Annotated in this window: 25 protein-coding genes; 1 reads left to right on the plus strand and 24 read right to left on the minus strand. The window is 39.5% G+C overall.

Annotated features, from left to right (window positions below):
- Positions 1–34 precede the first annotated feature (34 nt).
- From BLO53_RS00940 to BLO53_RS00995, 12 genes are all read right to left on the minus strand, one after another.
- Positions 35–1,795, minus strand: a complete 1,761-nt coding sequence (locus BLO53_RS00940; protein WP_092058363.1) for a VirD4-like conjugal transfer protein, CD1115 family — start codon at positions 1,793–1,795, stop codon at positions 35–37.
- Positions 1,792–2,295: a PcfB family protein gene (locus tag BLO53_RS00945; protein ID WP_092058365.1), complete on the minus strand. Its 504-nt coding sequence runs from the start codon at positions 2,293–2,295 to the stop codon at positions 1,792–1,794. The genes BLO53_RS00940 and BLO53_RS00945 overlap by 4 nt, the downstream gene beginning before the upstream one ends.
- 34 nt (positions 2,296–2,329) lie before the next feature.
- Positions 2,330–2,740, minus strand: a complete 411-nt coding sequence (locus BLO53_RS00950) for a hypothetical protein (protein WP_092058367.1) — start codon at positions 2,738–2,740, stop codon at positions 2,330–2,332.
- Between the two features lie 15 nt (positions 2,741–2,755).
- Entirely contained in the window at positions 2,756–3,625 is an 870-nt protein-coding gene (locus BLO53_RS00955) for a DUF6017 domain-containing protein (RefSeq protein WP_092058369.1), read from the minus strand.
- Positions 3,626–3,629: 4 nt separating this feature from the next.
- A complete protein-coding gene (locus BLO53_RS00960) occupies positions 3,630–3,836 on the minus strand; it encodes a hypothetical protein (protein WP_092058371.1) in 207 nt (68 codons plus the stop codon).
- 104 nt (positions 3,837–3,940) lie between these two features.
- Positions 3,941–5,020, minus strand: a complete 1,080-nt coding sequence (locus BLO53_RS00965) for a DUF5688 family protein (protein ID WP_092058373.1) — start codon at positions 5,018–5,020, stop codon at positions 3,941–3,943.
- Positions 5,021–5,303: 283 nt separating this feature from the next.
- Entirely contained in the window at positions 5,304–5,594 is a 291-nt protein-coding gene (locus BLO53_RS00970) for a hypothetical protein (protein ID WP_092058375.1), read from the minus strand.
- Complete coding sequence (locus tag BLO53_RS00975) at positions 5,584–5,868, minus strand: helix-turn-helix domain-containing protein (RefSeq protein ID WP_242875263.1); 285 nt, start codon at positions 5,866–5,868, stop codon at positions 5,584–5,586. The genes BLO53_RS00970 and BLO53_RS00975 overlap by 11 nt, the downstream gene beginning before the upstream one ends.
- Positions 5,869–6,007: 139 nt before the next feature.
- Complete coding sequence (locus tag BLO53_RS00980; protein ID WP_092058376.1) at positions 6,008–6,373, minus strand: hypothetical protein; 366 nt, start codon at positions 6,371–6,373, stop codon at positions 6,008–6,010.
- A gap of 699 nt (positions 6,374–7,072) precedes the next feature.
- Positions 7,073–7,288: an aspartate dehydrogenase gene (locus BLO53_RS00985; protein ID WP_092058378.1), complete on the minus strand. Its 216-nt coding sequence runs from the start codon at positions 7,286–7,288 to the stop codon at positions 7,073–7,075.
- A 69-nt stretch (positions 7,289–7,357) separates the two neighbouring features.
- Positions 7,358–7,795 (minus strand): GNAT family N-acetyltransferase, encoded by a 438-nt coding sequence (locus BLO53_RS00990; RefSeq protein WP_092058380.1) that lies wholly within the window; start codon positions 7,793–7,795, stop codon positions 7,358–7,360.
- A gap of 34 nt (positions 7,796–7,829) precedes the next feature.
- The gene (locus tag BLO53_RS00995; protein WP_092058382.1) at positions 7,830–8,084 is read right to left on the minus strand and encodes a flavin reductase family protein; all 255 of its coding nucleotides are present in this window, start codon (positions 8,082–8,084) and stop codon (positions 7,830–7,832) included.
- 245 nt (positions 8,085–8,329) lie between these two features.
- Here BLO53_RS00995 and BLO53_RS01000 point away from each other — a divergent pair, with 245 nt between their 5' ends.
- On the plus strand, positions 8,330–8,614 hold the full coding sequence (locus BLO53_RS01000; RefSeq protein ID WP_092058384.1) for a hypothetical protein: 285 nt from the start codon (positions 8,330–8,332) through the stop codon (positions 8,612–8,614).
- Positions 8,615–8,669: 55 nt separating this feature from the next.
- Here BLO53_RS01000 and BLO53_RS01005 read toward each other — a convergent pair whose 3' ends face one another.
- From BLO53_RS01005 to BLO53_RS01060, 12 genes are all read right to left on the minus strand, one after another.
- Entirely contained in the window at positions 8,670–9,440 is a 771-nt protein-coding gene (locus BLO53_RS01005; protein ID WP_092058386.1) for an HD domain-containing protein, read from the minus strand.
- Positions 9,437–10,315, minus strand: a complete 879-nt coding sequence (locus BLO53_RS01010) for an SPL family radical SAM protein (RefSeq protein ID WP_092058388.1) — start codon at positions 10,313–10,315, stop codon at positions 9,437–9,439. Before BLO53_RS01010 ends, BLO53_RS01005 begins: the two co-directional genes overlap by 4 nt.
- Before the next feature lie 18 nt (positions 10,316–10,333).
- Entirely contained in the window at positions 10,334–10,963 is a 630-nt protein-coding gene (locus BLO53_RS01015) for an esterase (RefSeq protein ID WP_092058389.1), read from the minus strand.
- Entirely contained in the window at positions 10,941–11,816 is an 876-nt protein-coding gene (locus BLO53_RS01020; RefSeq protein WP_092058392.1) for an aminoglycoside 6-adenylyltransferase, read from the minus strand. The genes BLO53_RS01015 and BLO53_RS01020 overlap by 23 nt, the downstream gene beginning before the upstream one ends.
- 24 nt (positions 11,817–11,840) lie before the next feature.
- Positions 11,841–12,605, minus strand: coding sequence for a hypothetical protein (locus BLO53_RS01025; protein WP_092058394.1), 765 nt, complete (start codon positions 12,603–12,605; stop codon positions 11,841–11,843).
- A 38-nt stretch (positions 12,606–12,643) separates the two neighbouring features.
- On the minus strand, positions 12,644–13,096 hold the full coding sequence (locus BLO53_RS01030) for a GNAT family N-acetyltransferase (RefSeq protein ID WP_092058395.1): 453 nt from the start codon (positions 13,094–13,096) through the stop codon (positions 12,644–12,646).
- A gap of 127 nt (positions 13,097–13,223) precedes the next feature.
- Positions 13,224–14,633, minus strand: coding sequence for an ATP-binding cassette domain-containing protein (locus tag BLO53_RS01035; protein ID WP_330388776.1), 1,410 nt, complete (start codon positions 14,631–14,633; stop codon positions 13,224–13,226).
- Positions 14,634–14,994: 361 nt separating this feature from the next.
- Positions 14,995–16,155 carry a macrolide family glycosyltransferase gene (locus BLO53_RS01040; RefSeq protein WP_092058397.1) on the minus strand — a complete coding sequence of 387 codons (1,161 nt, stop codon included), beginning with the start codon at positions 16,153–16,155 and terminating at the stop codon, positions 14,995–14,997.
- Between the two features lie 22 nt (positions 16,156–16,177).
- Entirely contained in the window at positions 16,178–16,792 is a 615-nt protein-coding gene (locus tag BLO53_RS01045; protein WP_092058399.1) for an MBL fold metallo-hydrolase, read from the minus strand.
- A gap of 35 nt (positions 16,793–16,827) precedes the next feature.
- Complete coding sequence (locus tag BLO53_RS01050) at positions 16,828–17,043, minus strand: hypothetical protein (RefSeq protein WP_092058401.1); 216 nt, start codon at positions 17,041–17,043, stop codon at positions 16,828–16,830.
- Positions 17,012–18,031 (minus strand): leucine-rich repeat domain-containing protein, encoded by a 1,020-nt coding sequence (locus tag BLO53_RS01055; protein ID WP_092058403.1) that lies wholly within the window; start codon positions 18,029–18,031, stop codon positions 17,012–17,014. The genes BLO53_RS01050 and BLO53_RS01055 overlap by 32 nt, the downstream gene beginning before the upstream one ends.
- A 139-nt stretch (positions 18,032–18,170) precedes the next feature.
- Entirely contained in the window at positions 18,171–19,091 is a 921-nt protein-coding gene (locus BLO53_RS01060; RefSeq protein WP_176757100.1) for a class B sortase, read from the minus strand.
- Positions 19,092–19,217: the final 126 nt, after the last annotated feature.

Genomic DNA, 19,217 nt, shown 5'->3' on the forward strand with positions numbered 1-19,217 from the left:
TCTGAAATGCCTTTTATTGACATAACAGAGGGCTTTATTCTCCATCCATTTCGATGACTTCATATTCGTCATCAGCTTTCAGTATTAAGTTGTGATCAAGAAACTTTTCGATATCAAACCAGTTCCTCTTGTCTGCATCCGCTGTCAGTGAATACTTGGGATGCTGGGTAAGGTCATACTTATCTGACAAAAAAGGTCTTACGCCACGGACTTGAACAATGCACTTGCTCCCGTCCATTACCGCCAATTCATCAATACTCATAAGATCATGACCAAGTTTTTGGTAATTCATGTTGTAGCTCTGTGACGTTCCCCTGCTCTCACCTGTGTTGTACATGTCTATAGTCTCTTTGCCGAGCATGGTATTAAGATCTTTAAGGGTAGTCTGCTCTGAGCCTCCAAGAAATATCTGGCTATCACAGTTGCCTATGATGGTATCAGCATTATCCTTATAGATTGCCTTTAACTGTGACTTTGCCTGTAGTACCAGAGCCGCGGAAATCTCACGGCTTCGGATTGTTGCCATCAGCTTTTCCAGGTTGGGTATCTGCCCAATATTGGCTGCCTCATCGATAAGACATCTGACATGCACCGGAAGCCTGCCACCATACACATCATCTGCTTTTTCGCAGAGTAGGTTGAAAAGCTGTGTATATACCATAGAAATCAGGAAATTAAAGGTTGCATCTGTATCTGACATAATCAGGAACAGTGCTGTTTTCCTGTCACCAAGCGTATCAAGCTCCAGTTCATCATAAGCAGTAATCTCCCTGAGTTCCTTAATATCAAATGGAGCAAGTCTGGCACCGCAGCTAACAAGTATAGATTTAGCTGTTTTGCCGGCACTTAACTTGTATTTAGCATATTGGCGAACCGCAAAGTGATCCGGATCTCTTTCTGCCAATTCCTCAAACATCAGGTCTACAGGATTCTTAAACTCCTCATCATCCTCCCTGACTTCCATTGCATTAAGCATTTCAAGAAGTGTAGAAAAGTTCTGCTCTTCCTCAGGCGCTTCGTAGTGGATATATCCTATAAGTGCTGAATATAGCAGTTTTTCTGCCTTTTCCCAAAATTCATCATTACTCTTACCTTCGCCCTTTGTGTTGGCTATAAGCGTAGTTACAAGCTTCAGGATGTCCTTTTCATTGTGCACATAGGCAAATGGATTATAATGCATTGATTTCTTGAAATTGATGGTGTTAAAGATTTTCATCCTATAACCATTTTTCAGGAGTGCTGTTCCAACCTCATTTACTACTGTGCCCTTGGGATCTGTGACCACATAGCTTGAATGCATCTGCAATATGTTTGGCTTGATTACAAATCTTGTTTTACCTGAGCCAGAACCACCGACTACAAGGACATTCTTGTTTCGCGCATACTTGGGATTAGCAGGTCTGCTGTTCATGGTAAGCCTTTCTGTCTTGGACAGAATCACATTGTTTTCAAAAACAGGATCTACATAGGGTTCTATGTCCTCACTTTTTCCCCACCTGGCAGACCCATATTCGATGTTGTGGCGAAATTTCTTGGCATTCTTACCTTTGATATACACAGCAAGCCGTAAAGCAGCTCCTATAGCAGCTCCCACAAGTAAATCCATTGCGCTTAAGCTCGGCAGTGGATTAGCAAATGCTTTAATAATAGTGCCATTCAATACAATACTCTGAAGCTTTTCGGATGCATTAGTACCAGAAGCTATCCGAACTGCCTCGCCTATATTGGTTCCAATAAGCCCCACTATCACATATGGTATGTTCAGGATAAGGAGCTTATTTACATTCTTTTTCATCGTTCCTGCTCCTTTCTCCTCTCCTTCTGCTTGTTGGGAGTCTTAGCAACAATCTCCTTGAATTTCTTGAGTTTCTGCAGGATACTCGGACGTTCTTTCTCCTTTGATTCCTTACGCTTAGTCTGCTTAGCCGCATATTCCTTAAGAACTGCTGTTATTGCATCTGCATCCTTCGCCTTGAAAAATACGGTGTATTTTGGCGGATCTATTGATCTATCCTTAGTTATTGCAAAATCAACGCCGTACTTATTAGCAATACGCTTAAAATCACGGATACCAGAATCCCCTATATCCATACTGGAGACACCCTGTCCCTGACCAACAAGTTGCTTTACAGACTGTTTTCCTTTTATTGGAGTATTCTTAGCCACTTCCTTAGCAGCCTTTTTCTTGTTGTGATGTGCTACGTACGCTTTTAACGCTTTCCAAAGAAGCTGACCTGATACTTTACCGGATCTGATCGCAAGTTGTACTGTTTGTCTTGCTACATCTTCCTGCAATTCATCACTTCCTCTCTGTTACCTAAAACCGCCATTACTGAAGCTCATAAGCAGGGTATCTCTCGCCATTTGCAACAAAATCAACGAGTCTGCTCATAAACTCTTTCCCGGCAGCATCATAATCATCACCTGTAAGAAAACTCAGGCCTTTCCGAGTGCCTTTCATTACAAGTGCAGAACCTATAAAGTACCTGCCACCATGATAAGAAAAGGTCTTGTCCTTATTCACGATGACAATATAAGGACTGTTGCCCATAAACTCGCTCTCTGTATAACCGGAAAGCTTTTCCAAAATGACATCAGCTTCTTCAGGCGTGACCTTCTTGTACTTGCCATTTGTAGCGATAACAAGCGCACCCTCATCCTTATGGATTGCCTCAGTTTCTAATAGCCTGGCTCCGTCATTAACCGGATCAAGCTTAATATCAATTTCTAATACTTTCATCTGTGTTTTCCTCCATTAAATACGGCCTTCAGCCATGTCATTATTGACCCAGGCCTGATAATAGCTTTGCATTGTAAGTGGAGCATTATATATTGCAGCCAAAAGATACTGCTTGATATTACGCACCTTCACAGGGTTCTTTTGCATACAATCCATAACATACTCAATATGTGATGAATTAACCTTCAAAAACTGAGACTTTACCACGCTCACTGGCTTGTCATCCCCTGCAATGCGGATCATCTTGCGTTTGGAACAGATGACATCCAGCATAAGATTCATAATGGCATCAAGAGTCTCCTTATCAAAGGGATAACGTTCATAAAGAATATCCATATCAAGCTGTTCCATAAGATATTCGTGATATGATGCCCTCTCATCCTTATCCACATCCATTCCTGATAGGATAGGATTGTTCTTACTGTAATCAGTATTATTAATCTCAGTATTATTAGTGTATGAACCGGAGACTTTTAGAGGTATGCCGGACACACTATCACCAGTATGTCTGTCATATTTCTGCATGTATGAATCGCATACCACTATAAAATTCTTTACATAAATCCTGGTAGGCTTGCCTTGTCCCTGCCTATATCGCTCAATCAGTCCAAATCTTTCAAGTTCAGCTAAAAGTTTGCAGGACTTCTGATGACAGCGCCCCAAAGCCTTCTCTATGCTAGAAATAGTCATGTAAACATAGATACGACCTTTTTCATCCAGCCACTTATTCTTTGTAGATAGCGAAACCCTGTCCAAGAGGATGCCGTATAAGATTTTGGCATCAGATGTTAGTTCCCTGAACTTCTCATCGGTGAAAAAGACTTTGGGAATGCGATAAAATGCGTAACTCTCTGACTGCTCCTCATAAAAATAGTCAAACTTCATGACCTCATACCCCCTGTGGAGTAGCTTTCCTTGCTGCGTTATGTTCGGAGACAATCTTATTCATACAGGGCCAACAAAAAGCTCTTCCATATCCATAAGGGCATTCACATTTGCAATTCTTTGGATGTGCAAGACTCTCTCTATGTCCTGCTGCTGATGAGCCATGATTCTTTGTTTTACCTGTTCTTCTGTCCACTACTGTTCTTGACATCGCATTTCCTTTCCGGGCACAAGAAAAGCGCCAAACTGTGGATATACCTTCAGCTTGACGCTTTATGCCCATGGCCATTATTTGTTATTAGTTCATTTCAGAGATCAAAGTGCTTCTCCGCCTTTGGATTTAGCACCCTTGTCGATGGATTCCTTTTTTGGAATCTTGGCCACTTCCTCCTTCTTTGCCTTAAGATCACCAAGAAGTGACGCTTTCTCTTCCTTCTCAGGAGCAATCTCATCCCGCTCGGACTGACGTTCCACAAACTTCTCACCAAGCTCAAAGATTTTAGCCTGGGAATCATAGTGATAGACGTTATCCGTAAGCTTATCTGCCGGAGAAACCTGCGTGGCGTTTACCTCTTTTACCATGTTTTCCAGATCCTTAAGTCCCATTTTCCCGTTGTCAGGAACAATGAGAATTTCATGGATACTCGAAGGTAAAATATAGAAGTCACCGCCTGCCTTCTCTGCAGCTTTGTCCATGAAGTCCTGATAAGCAAGAACACCTGCACCATGAACCTTATCCGGCACAGAAGCTACAAAAATCTGTTCATCCTCAGGTTTTACAGGATAAAGGCCAAGCATTTCTGCCTGTTCAACTCCCATCATCTCAGCAAGGACCTCGCCCATGCCCTTGATTTCAAGAGGCTTGATTTGGGGAGCATTCTCCATTGCATCAGCATGAAGCTGTTCAGGAGTAACCCCCATGGTCTCGATCAGCTGATTTGTAACAAGGATTGATGCCCTGCCTTCATCATCGGAACTGAGAACAAAGCGATATACAACCGCCATGTCCTCCATATTCTTATGAGGTACAGTATCCAGTAGGTCCTTGTTTGCCTCCGCAGAAACAACTTCCATTACAAGCTTGTCCTTCATCTTTGAATAGTCAGTTAAAGAATCAAGATCAAAGTCAGGTCTGTTCTCAATGCCATCGTGGATTGTCTGAACCGCCTTATCTACAACCACACCATAAGGAGTACCGTTCTCTACAGCCTCATAAAACTTATCAAGGCCAAGGTTTACACCAACTCTGTCACCCTCAGGCTTTACTGTCATTGCCTCATAATGCTCATTGAGCTTGTTCACAGGATTTACAGTAATTTCTGCCTCAGAGCCCTGTTCGTAAAGCTTATTCTTCACATCCTCGACAAACTGCTCTTTAAATGATTCATAATCCATATTCTATTGTCCTTTCTGTTTGCGTTTAGCCTTGGATCGTCATCCTCTGGCTTAGTTACAGGCATAAGAAAAGCGCCAATCCCAAATCTGACGACTCAAATTTGAGCTGACGCTTAATCTGCCTTTATTCTTTTGCAAAAGAAATGGACTCGGCTTACGGTTACTTGTTTTGTTCCGTTCGCTTTGTCCATTGTAAATATAACACGTCTAAAAAAGCTTGAAAAGATGCATGGCGAGGGAACTTTTGGTACCCGACGAGGGAACTTTTGGGCAATATATCATTTTAGCCATGCAAAACTGTATTAAAGAAGTCCTTCCCACTCTCAAGAACAGTCATAATAAGCCCCACTGCTAAATATGAAAGGAAGCCTGCGCCTGAAATAATCGCAAGAATAAATACATTATTCCACTGTGATGTGATCACAGCCAGTAATACACATATACCAATAAAGTTAAAAAAGATGCCTGCTATACGACAGTAAACCTTGGCTGCTCCATTTGCAACCATGCACAGTGATCCAAGAATCACTACCATCAACGCTGCAACAATCTTCGAAAGAATCTTAATCATCATTGCCAATCCTCCCTTTCTGTTTTTCATTCAATACTTTATATGCAATAAGACGAAGCACATACTCTGGCATCATTCTCCTGCCAAGTTCCCACTCCTGCATTGTTCTATATGGGACACCAAGCCATGCCGAAAACTCGTTGCGACTCATACCGGACTGTTCCCTTATGACTTTAAATGCGTAAGCCATCTTCCTGCGTTCAGCATCGTTATCACTCTTCTCAGGCTTCTCTACTTCTATCTGAATACCTTCAACATCATAGATTTCCTTTTCCATAGGCAATCCCTTTCCATGTAGTCAATGCGTGTAATTGCAAATTAATTATATGTAGTCAATGACTACACGTCAAGACATAAAAAAATGGCAGACATATTATATGTCCACCACAAAAATGTTATATTTAATCATTTATTTATCAGGAAATGCCATTGTTCTCAATAATACATTTCAAAAATGTAATGATTTTCTTCTCATTCTCCATCAAGCTTTTCTTTAATTCAGATTTATTTCTATCATCGTCAATTTGTGGATTCTTTGGCTTTGCCAAGCATCGTAATAAATCATCATGAATGATCAAGGCATTAACGAGCTCATTATATACCCCAGCCGTATCTGCGCTTAACCCCGAAAGCACCCTTAACAAATTGGCTCCGGACATCATTACATCCGTCGTACTTATTCTTGGGTTTCTAACTTTAGCTGCCTCTATTGTATCAAGCTGGCTTGATGACACCCTTATATTTATTGTATTACCCTTCTTCTCAATGGATTCTACTCCCATGAAATCCCCCTCCGTGATTATTATTATCTAAAGTTATATGTATTTACTTGTATATACATGTTATTACATTTACAAAAATTTGTCAACATTGTAAAATAAAGGTCGAAACGCTATATGCTTCGGCCTTTGTTCTCTCCATCTATGTTGGTTACAATCCATCAGACAATATCTGCTGTTTCCGCTTGAGTCTTGGTTATTTCCTCGCCTTCAAAAAGATCATAAATAACGTCCATTTTATATTTTCTCTCAAACATCTCTTACCTTTCCCTTTCAATCAACGCTTACAGTATCAGCCCCAACTGTTTATATACATATAATAAAAAACGAGGTATACATAACTAGTCCGCCACGTAAAAAGAGTCTACATCATATAATAAATCCGTAAAAAATAACAGCTCAGCAAAAGCCAAGCTGTTTATCATACATATATAGTGCCATATCGGAGCCGGTTTTTATTGTTACTGTAAAGGGTGCAAACGAGGTGCAAATCGAATGATAAAGTATTCAAGAAATGCCTTAACTATGGCATTTTGCCACTATAGTCGGTACGCTGCCGTGGCAGACAAATAATATCTTAATCATAGTAAAAATCAACTCCTAACTTGCTATTCTTTTCCTTGTTTTTCAGACCTGATTTAAAGGTGCAAACAAGGTGCAAAGCAAAGCCATTTTCGCATCTCCTTCAAAACTCATATATGTTCAATAAATTTTCTCTATATCTCCGCTAACTCCATATTCTTCCTTAAACTGAAGCAGGTCTTCTGAATTTCTGATCAGCATAATTTCTTCAAAAGAACCGGTGTGAATATCTTGAAATCCTGCAACCTGCTCTCCAGTACAGATGCTTGCCTTTATTACAGGCTTTTTGTTTTCTCTGTTATAGGTTTTCTTAACTGTTTTCTTTTTAAAGAACATCTGGCTCCTCCTATCTCATTCCTTCACCGGTGGCTTCCAAGGTTTAGACGTAAACAGTCTTCTAAATACCTATAGTTCTTTTACAAATGCTGTCAAATCCGGATGTTCTGTAAAGCCAATATGCTTATAAAATTCATATGCTGGCTGCGTTCTCTCTGTCATTAGAAAAATAGTATTCAGCCCTTGGGCTTTAATCTTTTCCTCAATCAGTGATAAGAATTTCTTTCCATTTCCTTTATCCTGATAATCCCTTCGGATACAAAATTCTTCAATGAAATACTCCGTTCCGCCACACCAATGTTTTACTCTTCCTAAAGACATTCCAATTAGCTCATCACCTTCAAATAAACCATAGAAAATAGGCTGTCTTACTTCCATCAATTCTCTTATATAATTATCAAGCTGATCATCGTCCCAGTCTTCATTCCAAGGTGGTGCACTAAAGACTGATTGAAATAATTCTTTTATCTTCTCCAAATATGTCTCATCTAAATCAAGTACAGTCATCTTATCTCGTTTTCCTCCTCTGCCCAAATAGGAATTAAATATAATCCCCAGTCTCAACAGTTCTTGCAACTTCGCATTCATACACCCATCGGCTCTCATCCAAAACAGGAACATCTAAAACTTCGCCACGAACAGCCTCGTAGGAGATATCATTCTTAGCACCATCTTTAGCATGCTTAGAGCCAAAATAATCCATGAGCGGAAGCATATCAGTACTAACAAGATTTGCACTGAAAATGCCTGTTCTCAAAACATTTTTCTTTACTTTCCTATATCTCGCCCCACTCATGCCGTGGCAGTACTAGCATATCACAGGTTATGTAAAAATAGGTATTTTAAAAAGCATGAACTTCTACAACTACATTTTGAATCGCAAAAATACAGAATACAACATCTTCCATACTGCATTCTACTTTATAGAAATTTTATTTAATTTTAAAAAATGCAATCGCTTTATCGACATATTTTGTTCATTTTAATGGTATGATTGTAATTGGCCCGCACAACTTTTCCAGCCTTAAAAGGAGGTTAGAAATGGATATAAAATTGGAAGAAAAAAGTAGAAAAATGTCCCTTAAAATTTTCCTCACCGGTCTTGTTATGATATCTCTTATCCTTATTGGTGGACTGATCACAAGCCTTTCTGCTATATCCCAGCAGAATGCAGCAAGTTCAGAAGAGACAAGAGCTTCTATGCAGAATCTTTCAGACACCATGGATGTGCTGTCCCAGAAAGCCAGTGGCCTTAACGATATAGCAAAGGTTCTCGACGAAGAAATGTCCTTCTTCCGTATTGAAGCAGATGCTGCTACAGTATAATGGATCTAGGGAACGGGAGCAAATGGCCTGCTAACTCCGTCCCCACGGTTTGCTGTCATCTTAGTAAATAAAAACTTTCAAGCTCAGTTCTCGATTCTGCCAGCGCCTTTTTGGTGCTGGCATTTTTGGTTGGAAAGTCAAACATCTTGTATAAATAGCCCTGCTCCCTGGCAAGTTCCCAGCTCTTTGGATATACAAGTTCAAAGGCAAGAGCTATATGGCCGATTAAATGTTCAGCAGGCGAATCCATGATATCACGATTTACAGCATGATGCTCTCTGACCTGCTCCATGACCTTCTCTGAAACACCTGCATTGAATAATACATCCTCAGTTACGTTGTAAATTTCCTCCATGGGAGTTTCTACATTCACTCTCAGAATATCAACCTTGTCAGCATCTCTTAAGATATTGCAAAAGATAAGTGTTTTTCCAGAAATGGATTCGTCTATCCTGTACTTATTATGCTGTCTGATAACTGTCTCAAGTTCATTGTCCCATGACCTAAAATCAACATATTCTGTAATAAGCCCTTCATCACCAAAAAGAAGATCCGCACCAAATTCGGCATGGTCTACCGATTCAGAGTCTATGAAGGTGTTATATCTTTTGACCTGCTCAAATCTGCCAATATCATGTAGCATTCCCGACAGCCAAGCAAACTCGATCTCCTCTTCGGTAAGGTTCAGACTCACTGCTATTTTCTCACAATTATCTGCAACTCTATAAGTATGAGCTATCTTAAGCGCTATCTTAGGATCATTTGGATCATAATTCCTCGTATACGCTGCAAACAGCTCTCTAACTTTTTTTCTGTCTATTTTCATAAATCAAATAACCTCATCTGCTCATATTTTTCTGGTAATTCGTTTATATACTGAAAGCATTCCTCCGGTTTGCAAATGATCTTGTTCTTTTGGCAAATTTCATAAAAAGCTTCTGTAAGTTCCTTAGCATTAGGGCTTACAAGGTTATAAGAATTACCATATTTTTTTATATACTTCTCCTTCAGCCCAGGAAAATGCTTATCAAGTGCCGCATAGTAATACTCGCGATCACCTTCTCTAAGTGTCAGCCCCATTCCGAAATTGATGATTCCTTTTACGCCTGCCTCTGCACATTCATTTAAGATTGCTGTTATATTATCCTTGGTATCATTGATATAAGGCAGTATTGGAGATAGCCAAACAACGGTAGGTATCCCTCTTTCCTGCATCTTTTTAAGTACCTGTATACGGCGTTTTGTGTTACAAACATTAGGCTCAATAATCTTGCATAACTCGTCATCATAGGTTGTAAGCGTGATCTGCACTACACATTTAGCTCTTTTATTGATTTCATCAAGAAGATCCAGGTCCTGAAGAATGCGATCCGACTTGGTTATAACTGCAGCTCCAAAACCATATTGCAAAATAATCTCAAAACACCTTCTCGTCAACCTCAAGTTTTCCTCGCAGTGCATATAAGGGTCGGACATCGAACCTGTACCGATCATACACTTTTTTCTTTTGGATCTTAATGCCGCATCTAGAAGTTCTGGCGCGTTTTGCTTCACTTCTATATCTTCAAAGGGATGAGTAAACTGATAACATTTACTTCTGCTGTCACAGTAGATGCATCCGTGACTGCAGCCGCGATATATGTTCATTCCTGTAAATCCTGAATTCTTCGTCAAAATTCCTTTTGCGCTTACAAAATGCATATTTACAAAATCCTCTTTTTAGTTTTTGTTATTCAGAACCCAGGCAAATGCCTTGGCTGTCCTAATGTCAGCATCTTTAAAATGATTACCCTCGTTCCATTCGAGAATGCAGTTTACGCCTTTCTCTTTTAACATTATCTGAGCTTCCCTTATTCTATCTCCTACAGTCGCCATAATAGGATTACGTGCCTTTTCTTCCCTATCTCCAAGGCTAAGGTAAACTGAATCAGTTTTAATTTCATTCTTTTTCATATAATCAACAAATCCCGGAAACCACATGGAAGGGGACGCAGCCGCAACACCTTCAAAAATATCCGTCTGATATGCTGCCCACAGGGCAAATAGGCCAGCTAGCGAATAGCCGCCAATGTAATATTTTTTTCCTTTGTCATTGCATAACTTCAAAAGCTCGCAAAGAGTCGTTGATGCATCTCCTCCAAAGTTCTCTTTTCCAAATACTGCCGGCGCTTCCCAAGGGGAAAGATCATTGTTCCAATTATTTATCCTGACAGCAATCAGGTGCACGTTCATATCGCAGCTACTAGAGATTGCCGCAAATTCATTTTCGATTTCTTCAAGGTCGTGATCATCAACTGGCTGAATCAGAACAATATTGGAATCTGCATTACCAAATTCGTATGTTTTCATAGCTTTCGTGTCTCTTCTGCATGAAGTCCCGTACATTCCGGGATTCTTCAAGGTCAAGTGAAAATCCAAGTTTGTCAGCAACGTAAATTGATAAGTCTTCAAAGTAATCATACATGCGAAATAGCTTATCCCACATGTCTTCATAGGTTCCGCCTGCAAAGATTCCCTCAAAACGCTGCATCTCTTCTTCCGTGAGATATTTGCTAAGATACTTGGAAAAAGAACCGGTGGTTACCTTAAAGTCATTATCGATACCAACCTTCCAGTTTATCATCTTCATGAACATATTCATCATCAAATGTTCCATGGAATATCTGGCATAGTAAAACTGATGCCTACAAAGCCCCTTTGTGGCATAATTACTGACCCATCTAAATTCATTTACAGTATTATAAAATTCAAACTCACTTGGCTTTTTGACAAAAAATATATCGCCAGATGTAATCTCTTTTAACTCAGAAAAACCGTCTTTGTTTATGAGTATTGTTCTAGGCTCATTAAAGCCTTTCTGTTTTCCAATCTGTGAAACATCTAGAAAAGTCAGATCAATCCTGTTGCCGTCCTTGTATTGTGTAAGATATGCGAATCGGTTCTTCCCGTCGTAATCATAAGGTTCCATATACCAGTCATCCGGAGTCTGCATGATCAGGATGTCTCCAAATCTTTTCATGTATTCTTTGTCAGAAGTGAATTCTCTGATATCTGAGACAAAAAAGGTTATGTCAAAGTCTGAAAAGCCATCCCGGACTGCACCTGGTGTAACCGCAGAGCCTTCCATTGTCGCCGCACGAATTCTCTCGTCTTCTTTAGCTGTTTTTATGATAAGTTCAAGCATTTCATCGTATGTTTTCATATTTTCCCCGAATACTTTCATGTGTCACAAGCTATAGTTCTTCGAACATAGCACTTTGCAGTTACCTTCAAATACTTCTTTACAAATCCTAAGTTCCAATTCCTGCCTATGCTTGAAATGTTCATAAAGCGCCTCAGTTCCTGAAACATCCTTTTCCAACGCATAAGGCGAATTATCAAAATACTGCATCATAAGAGGAAACCACATTTCATTTCCTTTATCATCAGATCTCTCTTTTCTTATAGTATCAATATTTGAAGCTATATCATCAGTTTTAAGATACAGTATCTGATACTCCTTTCCAGAAAGAGCCTCTTTTACCCTCTTATAAAAATCGATAATATCCTGATCACTACAATTCTGAAACAGGATCATATCCTCAACAATGTTCTGGAATATGGAGCATTCAAAGATATTCTTATCCCCGTTCCATTTTAGAAATCTCCTAAGTACCAGCTCTCTAAAGTCCTCTTTACTAATGCGCCCATTATAGATTTCATATTGTTCAAGATCCTTATGAAATCCCGGAATATCGGTAATAATTTGGGTATAGCAGATAATTATGTGGTCATCTTCCTCAAAACTCTTTTCCTCAATTTCACTTCGAATAGCGCTGTATTTATCTAGAATCTCACTATATGTTTTCTCATCAACATAAGCACACCAGGCAAGTTCAACAGGTGAATAGTCGCCTTCACATATAGCCTTATAATCAGTATATTTCTCAGAAAGTTTCCTTACAAGAGTACTCTTGCCACTACCTTGAATTCCTTCGATAAAATAATTCATTCATTTCTCCTTTCGTAGACTCTGGCCACCAAAATCCATCACCTATGCATATAGAGTCTAGTCATTTCAGGTTCTCCATCGCCCTGTGCCATACAGAAGAACTCCCAGCCATATCGCTCGTAGAATCCTACATGATCCGTAACAAGATAAACTGGCGTAATTCCTTTGGTTTTCAGATTCTCAACCGCCATATTAAGCAACACACCTGCAATTCCCTGACACCTATACTCCTCTTCTGTGTACACAGTGCAAATATTGGGCGTAAGATCTTTTCTGTCATGAAAATCATTGTCTATAACACCAAGGCCACCAACTATCTTGTCACCATCAAGGCACAAATACCAGCCATACTCCGTATCCCCCTTAAGATACGCCTCCATACATTCCAGATAAGCCTCTTTAGGAACGCCCCATTTTTCATGAAACCAATTGGCTGCAGTTTCCTTTAATTCTTGTTTTTCTCTAAGATTACAATATTTATATTCACTCATTTTTATAAAGCCCCTTCTCTGTTAGTGTATATACTGTTGTACAAACCTCATCAATAAACTTTCTGTCATGTGAAATGCTGATCACAGCCCCTGGGAAAAGAGCTATCATCTTCCTGATAACTGGTCCCTAGAGCGGCGAAAAGTTTCTTGTAGGCTCATCTAGGATTAGAACATTCGCATCAGATAAGCTCATCTTTAGTAGAAGCACCTTTGCTTTTTGCCCGCCCGACAGCTCTCTTATAGGGTGGTCCATCTCATCTGCTGTATATTTAAGTGACCCAAGGTAAGTCCTGATGCGGGTCCGTACTTCTTTATCTCCTGTTTCATCCAGAAACTCCACAGGCGTCATATCAAGGTCAAGAAGTTCCTCATAGTTTTGTGGCATGTACTGAGCCTTTATATCGCTCCTTGATAGTAGTTCCTTGGCCATCTTTTTAAGAAGTGTCGTCTTTCCTGCTCCATTAGTTCCAACAATGCAGATTTTCTCAGAGCCTCTTACTCTCAGAAATATATCTTTTGCCAAAACCTTTGTATCATCCGGAGTTCTAAGCTCATCAAGCTGATACTCAATAACCGTCTTGCCAGCAGGCATCCTGGCATCATCAGCCCCCAGCTTAAAAAATATTGCTTCTTCCTGCTCGGGCATCTTGGTCATGTTCTCATCTTCTTTTGCAAAGCGCTTTCCCATGGCCTTAACAGTGTGCATCTTGTCTTTTAAATTTTTACCTGGTGCATCTCTAGCTCCTTTGGAAATATTGGCAAGAGCACTATCTACGGAATCATACACTCTTTTGTATTTTTCATCTCTGATTTTCTTGGCTCGTCTGTCATTTAACGCCTGCTGTTCCTGCCTCTGGAAGTTTTCGGCTCTTTTCTCAATATAATTCCTGTATCCATCCCTGACAATCGTGTACCTGCTCTTAGTTTTCCTCATGATCTGCTCAATATGTATCACTACATTCGCAGTATTCTCGATAAGGGTCTCATCATGGGATATAAAAAGAACTATTTGCTTCCACCCATTTATTAGTTTTTCCAACAATTCCAGCGTACTGATATCGATATCGTTTGACGGCTCGTCCAGCAAAAGAACTGACGGCTTATCGATTATAATCCTTAATAACTGGGCCTTTACCTTCTCACCACCAGAGAGGCTCCCCATGCTCTGTTCGCTATAAAAAAAATCAATCGGAACATTAAATTCCTTGGCTAGTTCAGATAGTTCTTTTGGATCCTTGTCAAAAAAGAGATTTCCCTCTGAGAAGTACTCATAAAGAGATTTGTTTTTGTCTGCATCAGGCAGTTCCTGGGGAAGATACCTCATCACTTCTCCGCCAGTTATCAGTTCTCCCTCGCATTCAGTGTACTCTTCAGCCATCTGCGGATCATAAATCCACTTCATAAGAGTAGATTTTCCATTTCCTTCTTCTCCAATAATAACCGCTTTATCCCCGTCGTTTAAAGTCATATTAAATTTTTCAAGTATAATCCTTAAATCTTTGCGATGTGTTATAGTCAAGTCCTTAATCTGTAGCATATATCGCCTCCAATTCCGCTGCTTAATGCCGCTCCTATGACGATTTCCTCGTATCATAAAAATGAGCCTATTTTGCATACGCAAAATAGACTCACACAAATAAACCAACTAAAACAGTTAGGCTAAAAATGCATGATAATCTAGTTTAAGCGTACACAAAACAGCCGCATAAGCAGCTATAAAAAAAATAATAGTGTTCACTCAAGCTAAATTATCTAATAAACATTCCTTCACCTAAACGCAAAGCGCTCTTTCCTTATATTTTAAAACTATTTTCATGATAGCATTGGTCCCAAACAGTTGCAATATAATTTTATCTTGTCAGCTGAAAATGGACCGCTGACTTCGTCACTAGGGTCCATCATATTTTTCCTATACTTTCTATAAAACCCACTGCTTCTTTGATACCACCACTATTCTTGAAGCTTTCAGATACTTTTTCAGCCCCTTGCTTAAAACTCTTGTCTCCAAAAATCCGTGTAACCGTGTCTAGAATAGCAGCTTCATCTATTGAAGATAACCTTATACCGGCTCCAAGTTCTTCTACTCTTCTAGCCACCGCACCCTGCTCCGGCGTCTGCGGAAATAAGATAAGTGGAACACCAAAATACAGCCCTTCTGAAGCCGAATTCATTCCGCAATGAGTAATGAAAGCATCAGCAATTGAAAGAACTGCCATCTGATCTACGCTCTCATAAATTTCAATATTATCAGGCATATCATCGAAATGATCGGTATTTGTTCCCATCGATATGATTACTTGATAATCTTTTTTACCCAAAGCACTGATGCAGTTGCGGTAAAACTCCCTATTCTGATTTACTGTACCCATAGAAATATAAATAGTCTTCTCTGCCTTCTTTTCAAAGTTATCACTGATTGGCCGAATTGACGGGCCTATGAAATGATACTTGTCAGAAAAAGTATCTGAACACGGCTGAAAATATTTTGATGTATACACAATCGTGTTTGTATCATTATCATTCTGTACAATATCAAGGAGTCCTTTGACTGGGTATCCTTTTTCCTGAAGTCGTCTGATCTGCTTATTCACCTTAGGCATAGAGAACAACATTTTCAGAGTTTCCGCGATACCATGTTTCATATACCTGGATGAATATCTATTAAAGGCAAATGTAGTCGTTGATGAGATAAATGGAATACCATGCTTCATTGCCGCAAGTTTGCCCCAATACGCTATAGAATCTGCCACAATAGCATCTGGCCGCAGTTCACATATTTTTTCTGTTACCATCTCATCCAAAGCCAGTGTCGATGAAACAAGAAGTTCAACAGCAAAAGCCTGATCCTTGCCAACCCGATCAGCGTTTTCTTTATCTTCCATCTTGAAATCAAAACTATCACATGGAATAAAAAAAGCACCGGCATTTTCTATTTTTTCTCTAAACATCTCAAATGAAAAATAATAGATTTCATGCCCAGCGTCAGTTAAAGCTCTAACTAGCCCAAGTGTCGGATTGGTATGCCCGTGAGCAGGAATACAAAACCATGCTATTCTCATTTTTCTCCCCTTTTATATCCTGTCAAACAAGTTCCAGTTCTTCTCCGGGTCGTAATATTATCTTGCCCGGTCCATCAAATCTCTCAGCGACCTTAATATCAAAGCCGGTCTTATCTTTAACTGGTTCCATGTGATAAGGTATATTGTGCCTGGCGCCAATAATTTTGGCGCACCTCGAGGCCTCATCTACGTTCATATTGTAAACGCCATCACAGCACAAAAAGGCATAATCAAGCGTTCTAGATTCCAGCCTTGTCATATGCGGTGTTGTAGATGTGTCCCCGGAAAAATAAACCTGTATACCATCAGGAAAGGTAAGTATAAATCCCACACACTCTGAAGCATCATGGTTCTTGTTGTATCCTGCCTCAACGCTTTCAACGTGAACATAGCCAAGCTTGTAATCATTATGCTGGCCACCAGATAGAGCATCTGACCACTTTATAACTCTGCAGCCATCATTTCTTTTTGAAATAAGCTTATCCTGGACATGATCATAATGATCATGAGTCATTAGAATAAGATCTGCAGGAAGGTCGTACCCATCACCCATAAAGGGATCGATGTAAATAACCTTCTTATCAACTGTGACAATTCTGACACTTGCATGTCCCTGATATAGTAGTGTTGCTGCCATGTTCTGTCCCTCCAATCAAGCCTAGTTTATCTTAATTATAGCAAAAATTCTACGGCAATTCGTCCATTTTCATCAAAAGTATATTTCTTGCCCCACTTTGTAATGGTCTCATTCTTGGCAAGTGTGAAGTCACCCTTAGCATAGTACTTGCTGCCATCCACATAGAAGAATGTCTGCTTGGCAAGGTGTCCCTTCTCATTAGCATAGTAATCTTTGCCGTCAAAAGAGATAAAGCCTGTCTGCTGTAACATCTCTAAAAGATCTTTTACATCCATCATATGTAACAGCTAAGTTTTTAACTGAACCTTTAAAAGCATCTGCAGCTATCTCGGGAGCTTCGCCTTCAAACTTAACAGTTTTAAGAGCTCTGATAGAAAAAGCTTTTGAATCAATCTTCTTAACGCTTGCAGGGAAAGTAACGTCCCTTATACTAAGTGCATTACAAAATGCCTTTTCACCAATCTCTTCAAGTGTATCAGGTAAGAAAAACTTATTAACCTGAATACCATTAAAGCTATTTGCTTCAAGTTTTTTAACTGGTGCTTTTATATATAGGCGTCCATTAATTCGAGCATTTGCCAGTGCATAAGACTCAATTTCCGTAACACTTTCAGGAATCACAAAATCATCAAAAGTGCTTGCATAGGCAAAAGCATAAGCTCCAATTGACTTTAATGTAGAAGGAAATTTAAACTCAACTCTTCCTCCAATTGTGGATGAGTAGTTATTAAAGTCGGCAAAGCTCCTCTTGCCAATTCTTGTAATACCTTCTTCGATAACAACATATTTGGCCTTAGTTCTATAACTATACCAGGGCTGATCCTTATTGCTGTCAAAATCTCCTATTGCACCAGAACCACTAATTGTAAGAGTGTTGGTCTTTGTGTCATAGGACCAGGAAATATTATCTTCTTCCTCTGACAGATCATTTACAGAAACGCCGCTCTCTTTTTCTGATAGAATCTTACTCTCGCTAATAAAATCAGTAACTGCTTCTGCCTCAGTGTCAGCTTCATCCAAGGTATCTTCGCTTAATGTCACATTCAAAGAAGCTGCGTCATCCTCGGAGCTCTCTCTAGCAGCCTCGCTAGCCTCATCACTTTCGGCTTCGATTTCATCTTCAGTTGTAATTTCGTCTGAATTGTCAGAAGCGTAGGAAACTGTTGAAGAAAAGACTGTGGCTGCTGATACTACAGCACACAACGTAGACATAGTAACACCCCATAACTTTTTTCTCATACACTAAATCCCCTTTTTAGTTTTTTGTATTTCTTCCCCAAAAAACATAGTATCATCAACGATTTAGCGATTCAATATCATCACATCAAATAAGAAAAAAATAAGACAGACTTAAAGTCTGCCTCATCTTTCATTTATCTTATTCATCAACCTTAACTGCGAACATTACAAAATAAAGGTCATCTGACTTAGTGCAGGTAGACAACATCACGATCTGGTCATCTACTGTTGGCTCAATACCAGTATCTATGTAAGTCTTGTACTCGATTGTATCAAGATACTCCCTCATATTGGAAGGATTCTTACCATAAACATCATAGATATAAGAATCCTTGGGAACATCCATAAATGCAAAGATCATATATCTTGATATTCCATTAGAGGTCCTGATCTGGAAGTACTTGTGCTGATCCAAAAAGCTAAGATCCTCTTTGTAAATTCTGAGTGCACCAAACATAGTGCGGTTTCTCATATTATGGCCATATATGATGGAATTAGAATCTGTAAACTCTGGATCGCATCTAAAATCAAGGAAAATCGCTCCCGTCTCAGACTCATTGCCCGCATAATCATCTTCAGCATACTTGTCATTGTCGTTACTGCGCATTATAGGGTAACTCAATCTCTCATCTTCAAAATAAAGCCAGCCCACAGTATCAGTATATCTCTGCACAAACTTATCAAAAGCTTCCTGAGATATATTCTGGCCCACATCCTCACCAATTATGATCGTATCAACAATTTCCTTGGTTTCCGAACTCTTCTCACCATTCTTTGAGGAAGATTCAGTACTTTCAGTGGAAGTCACCGCATCACCTAAGTCAATAGTCTCAGAAGAACTCAATGTATCACCTGCCTCATCCGCCTCAGAAGAAGCCTCAGATATTGATGCTACAGAAACCGTTTCTACAACCTCAGGCCCATTGCAAGCCCCAGAAGATTCACTTCTTCCCGGAATCAGCTTCACAGCAGCAAACATGCCAAGTATCAGCAAAAGAGCTGCAAGCACCACTACAAAATGTCTCCTGATTCCCTTAAAGATACTGGCAAAAAAAATCACTAGAATCTCAAAATAAATCAAAAAAGGAACAAGCTTTCTATGATTATTATTAAAAGTTTTAAATTTCGATAGTAAATTCTTCATTTCTCTTTTACCAATTTATAATCTGAAAAAACCATACCAAAA

This window comes from Butyrivibrio sp. INlla14 (genome assembly GCF_900102515.1).
Taxonomy (GTDB): domain Bacteria; phylum Bacillota; class Clostridia; order Lachnospirales; family Lachnospiraceae; genus Butyrivibrio.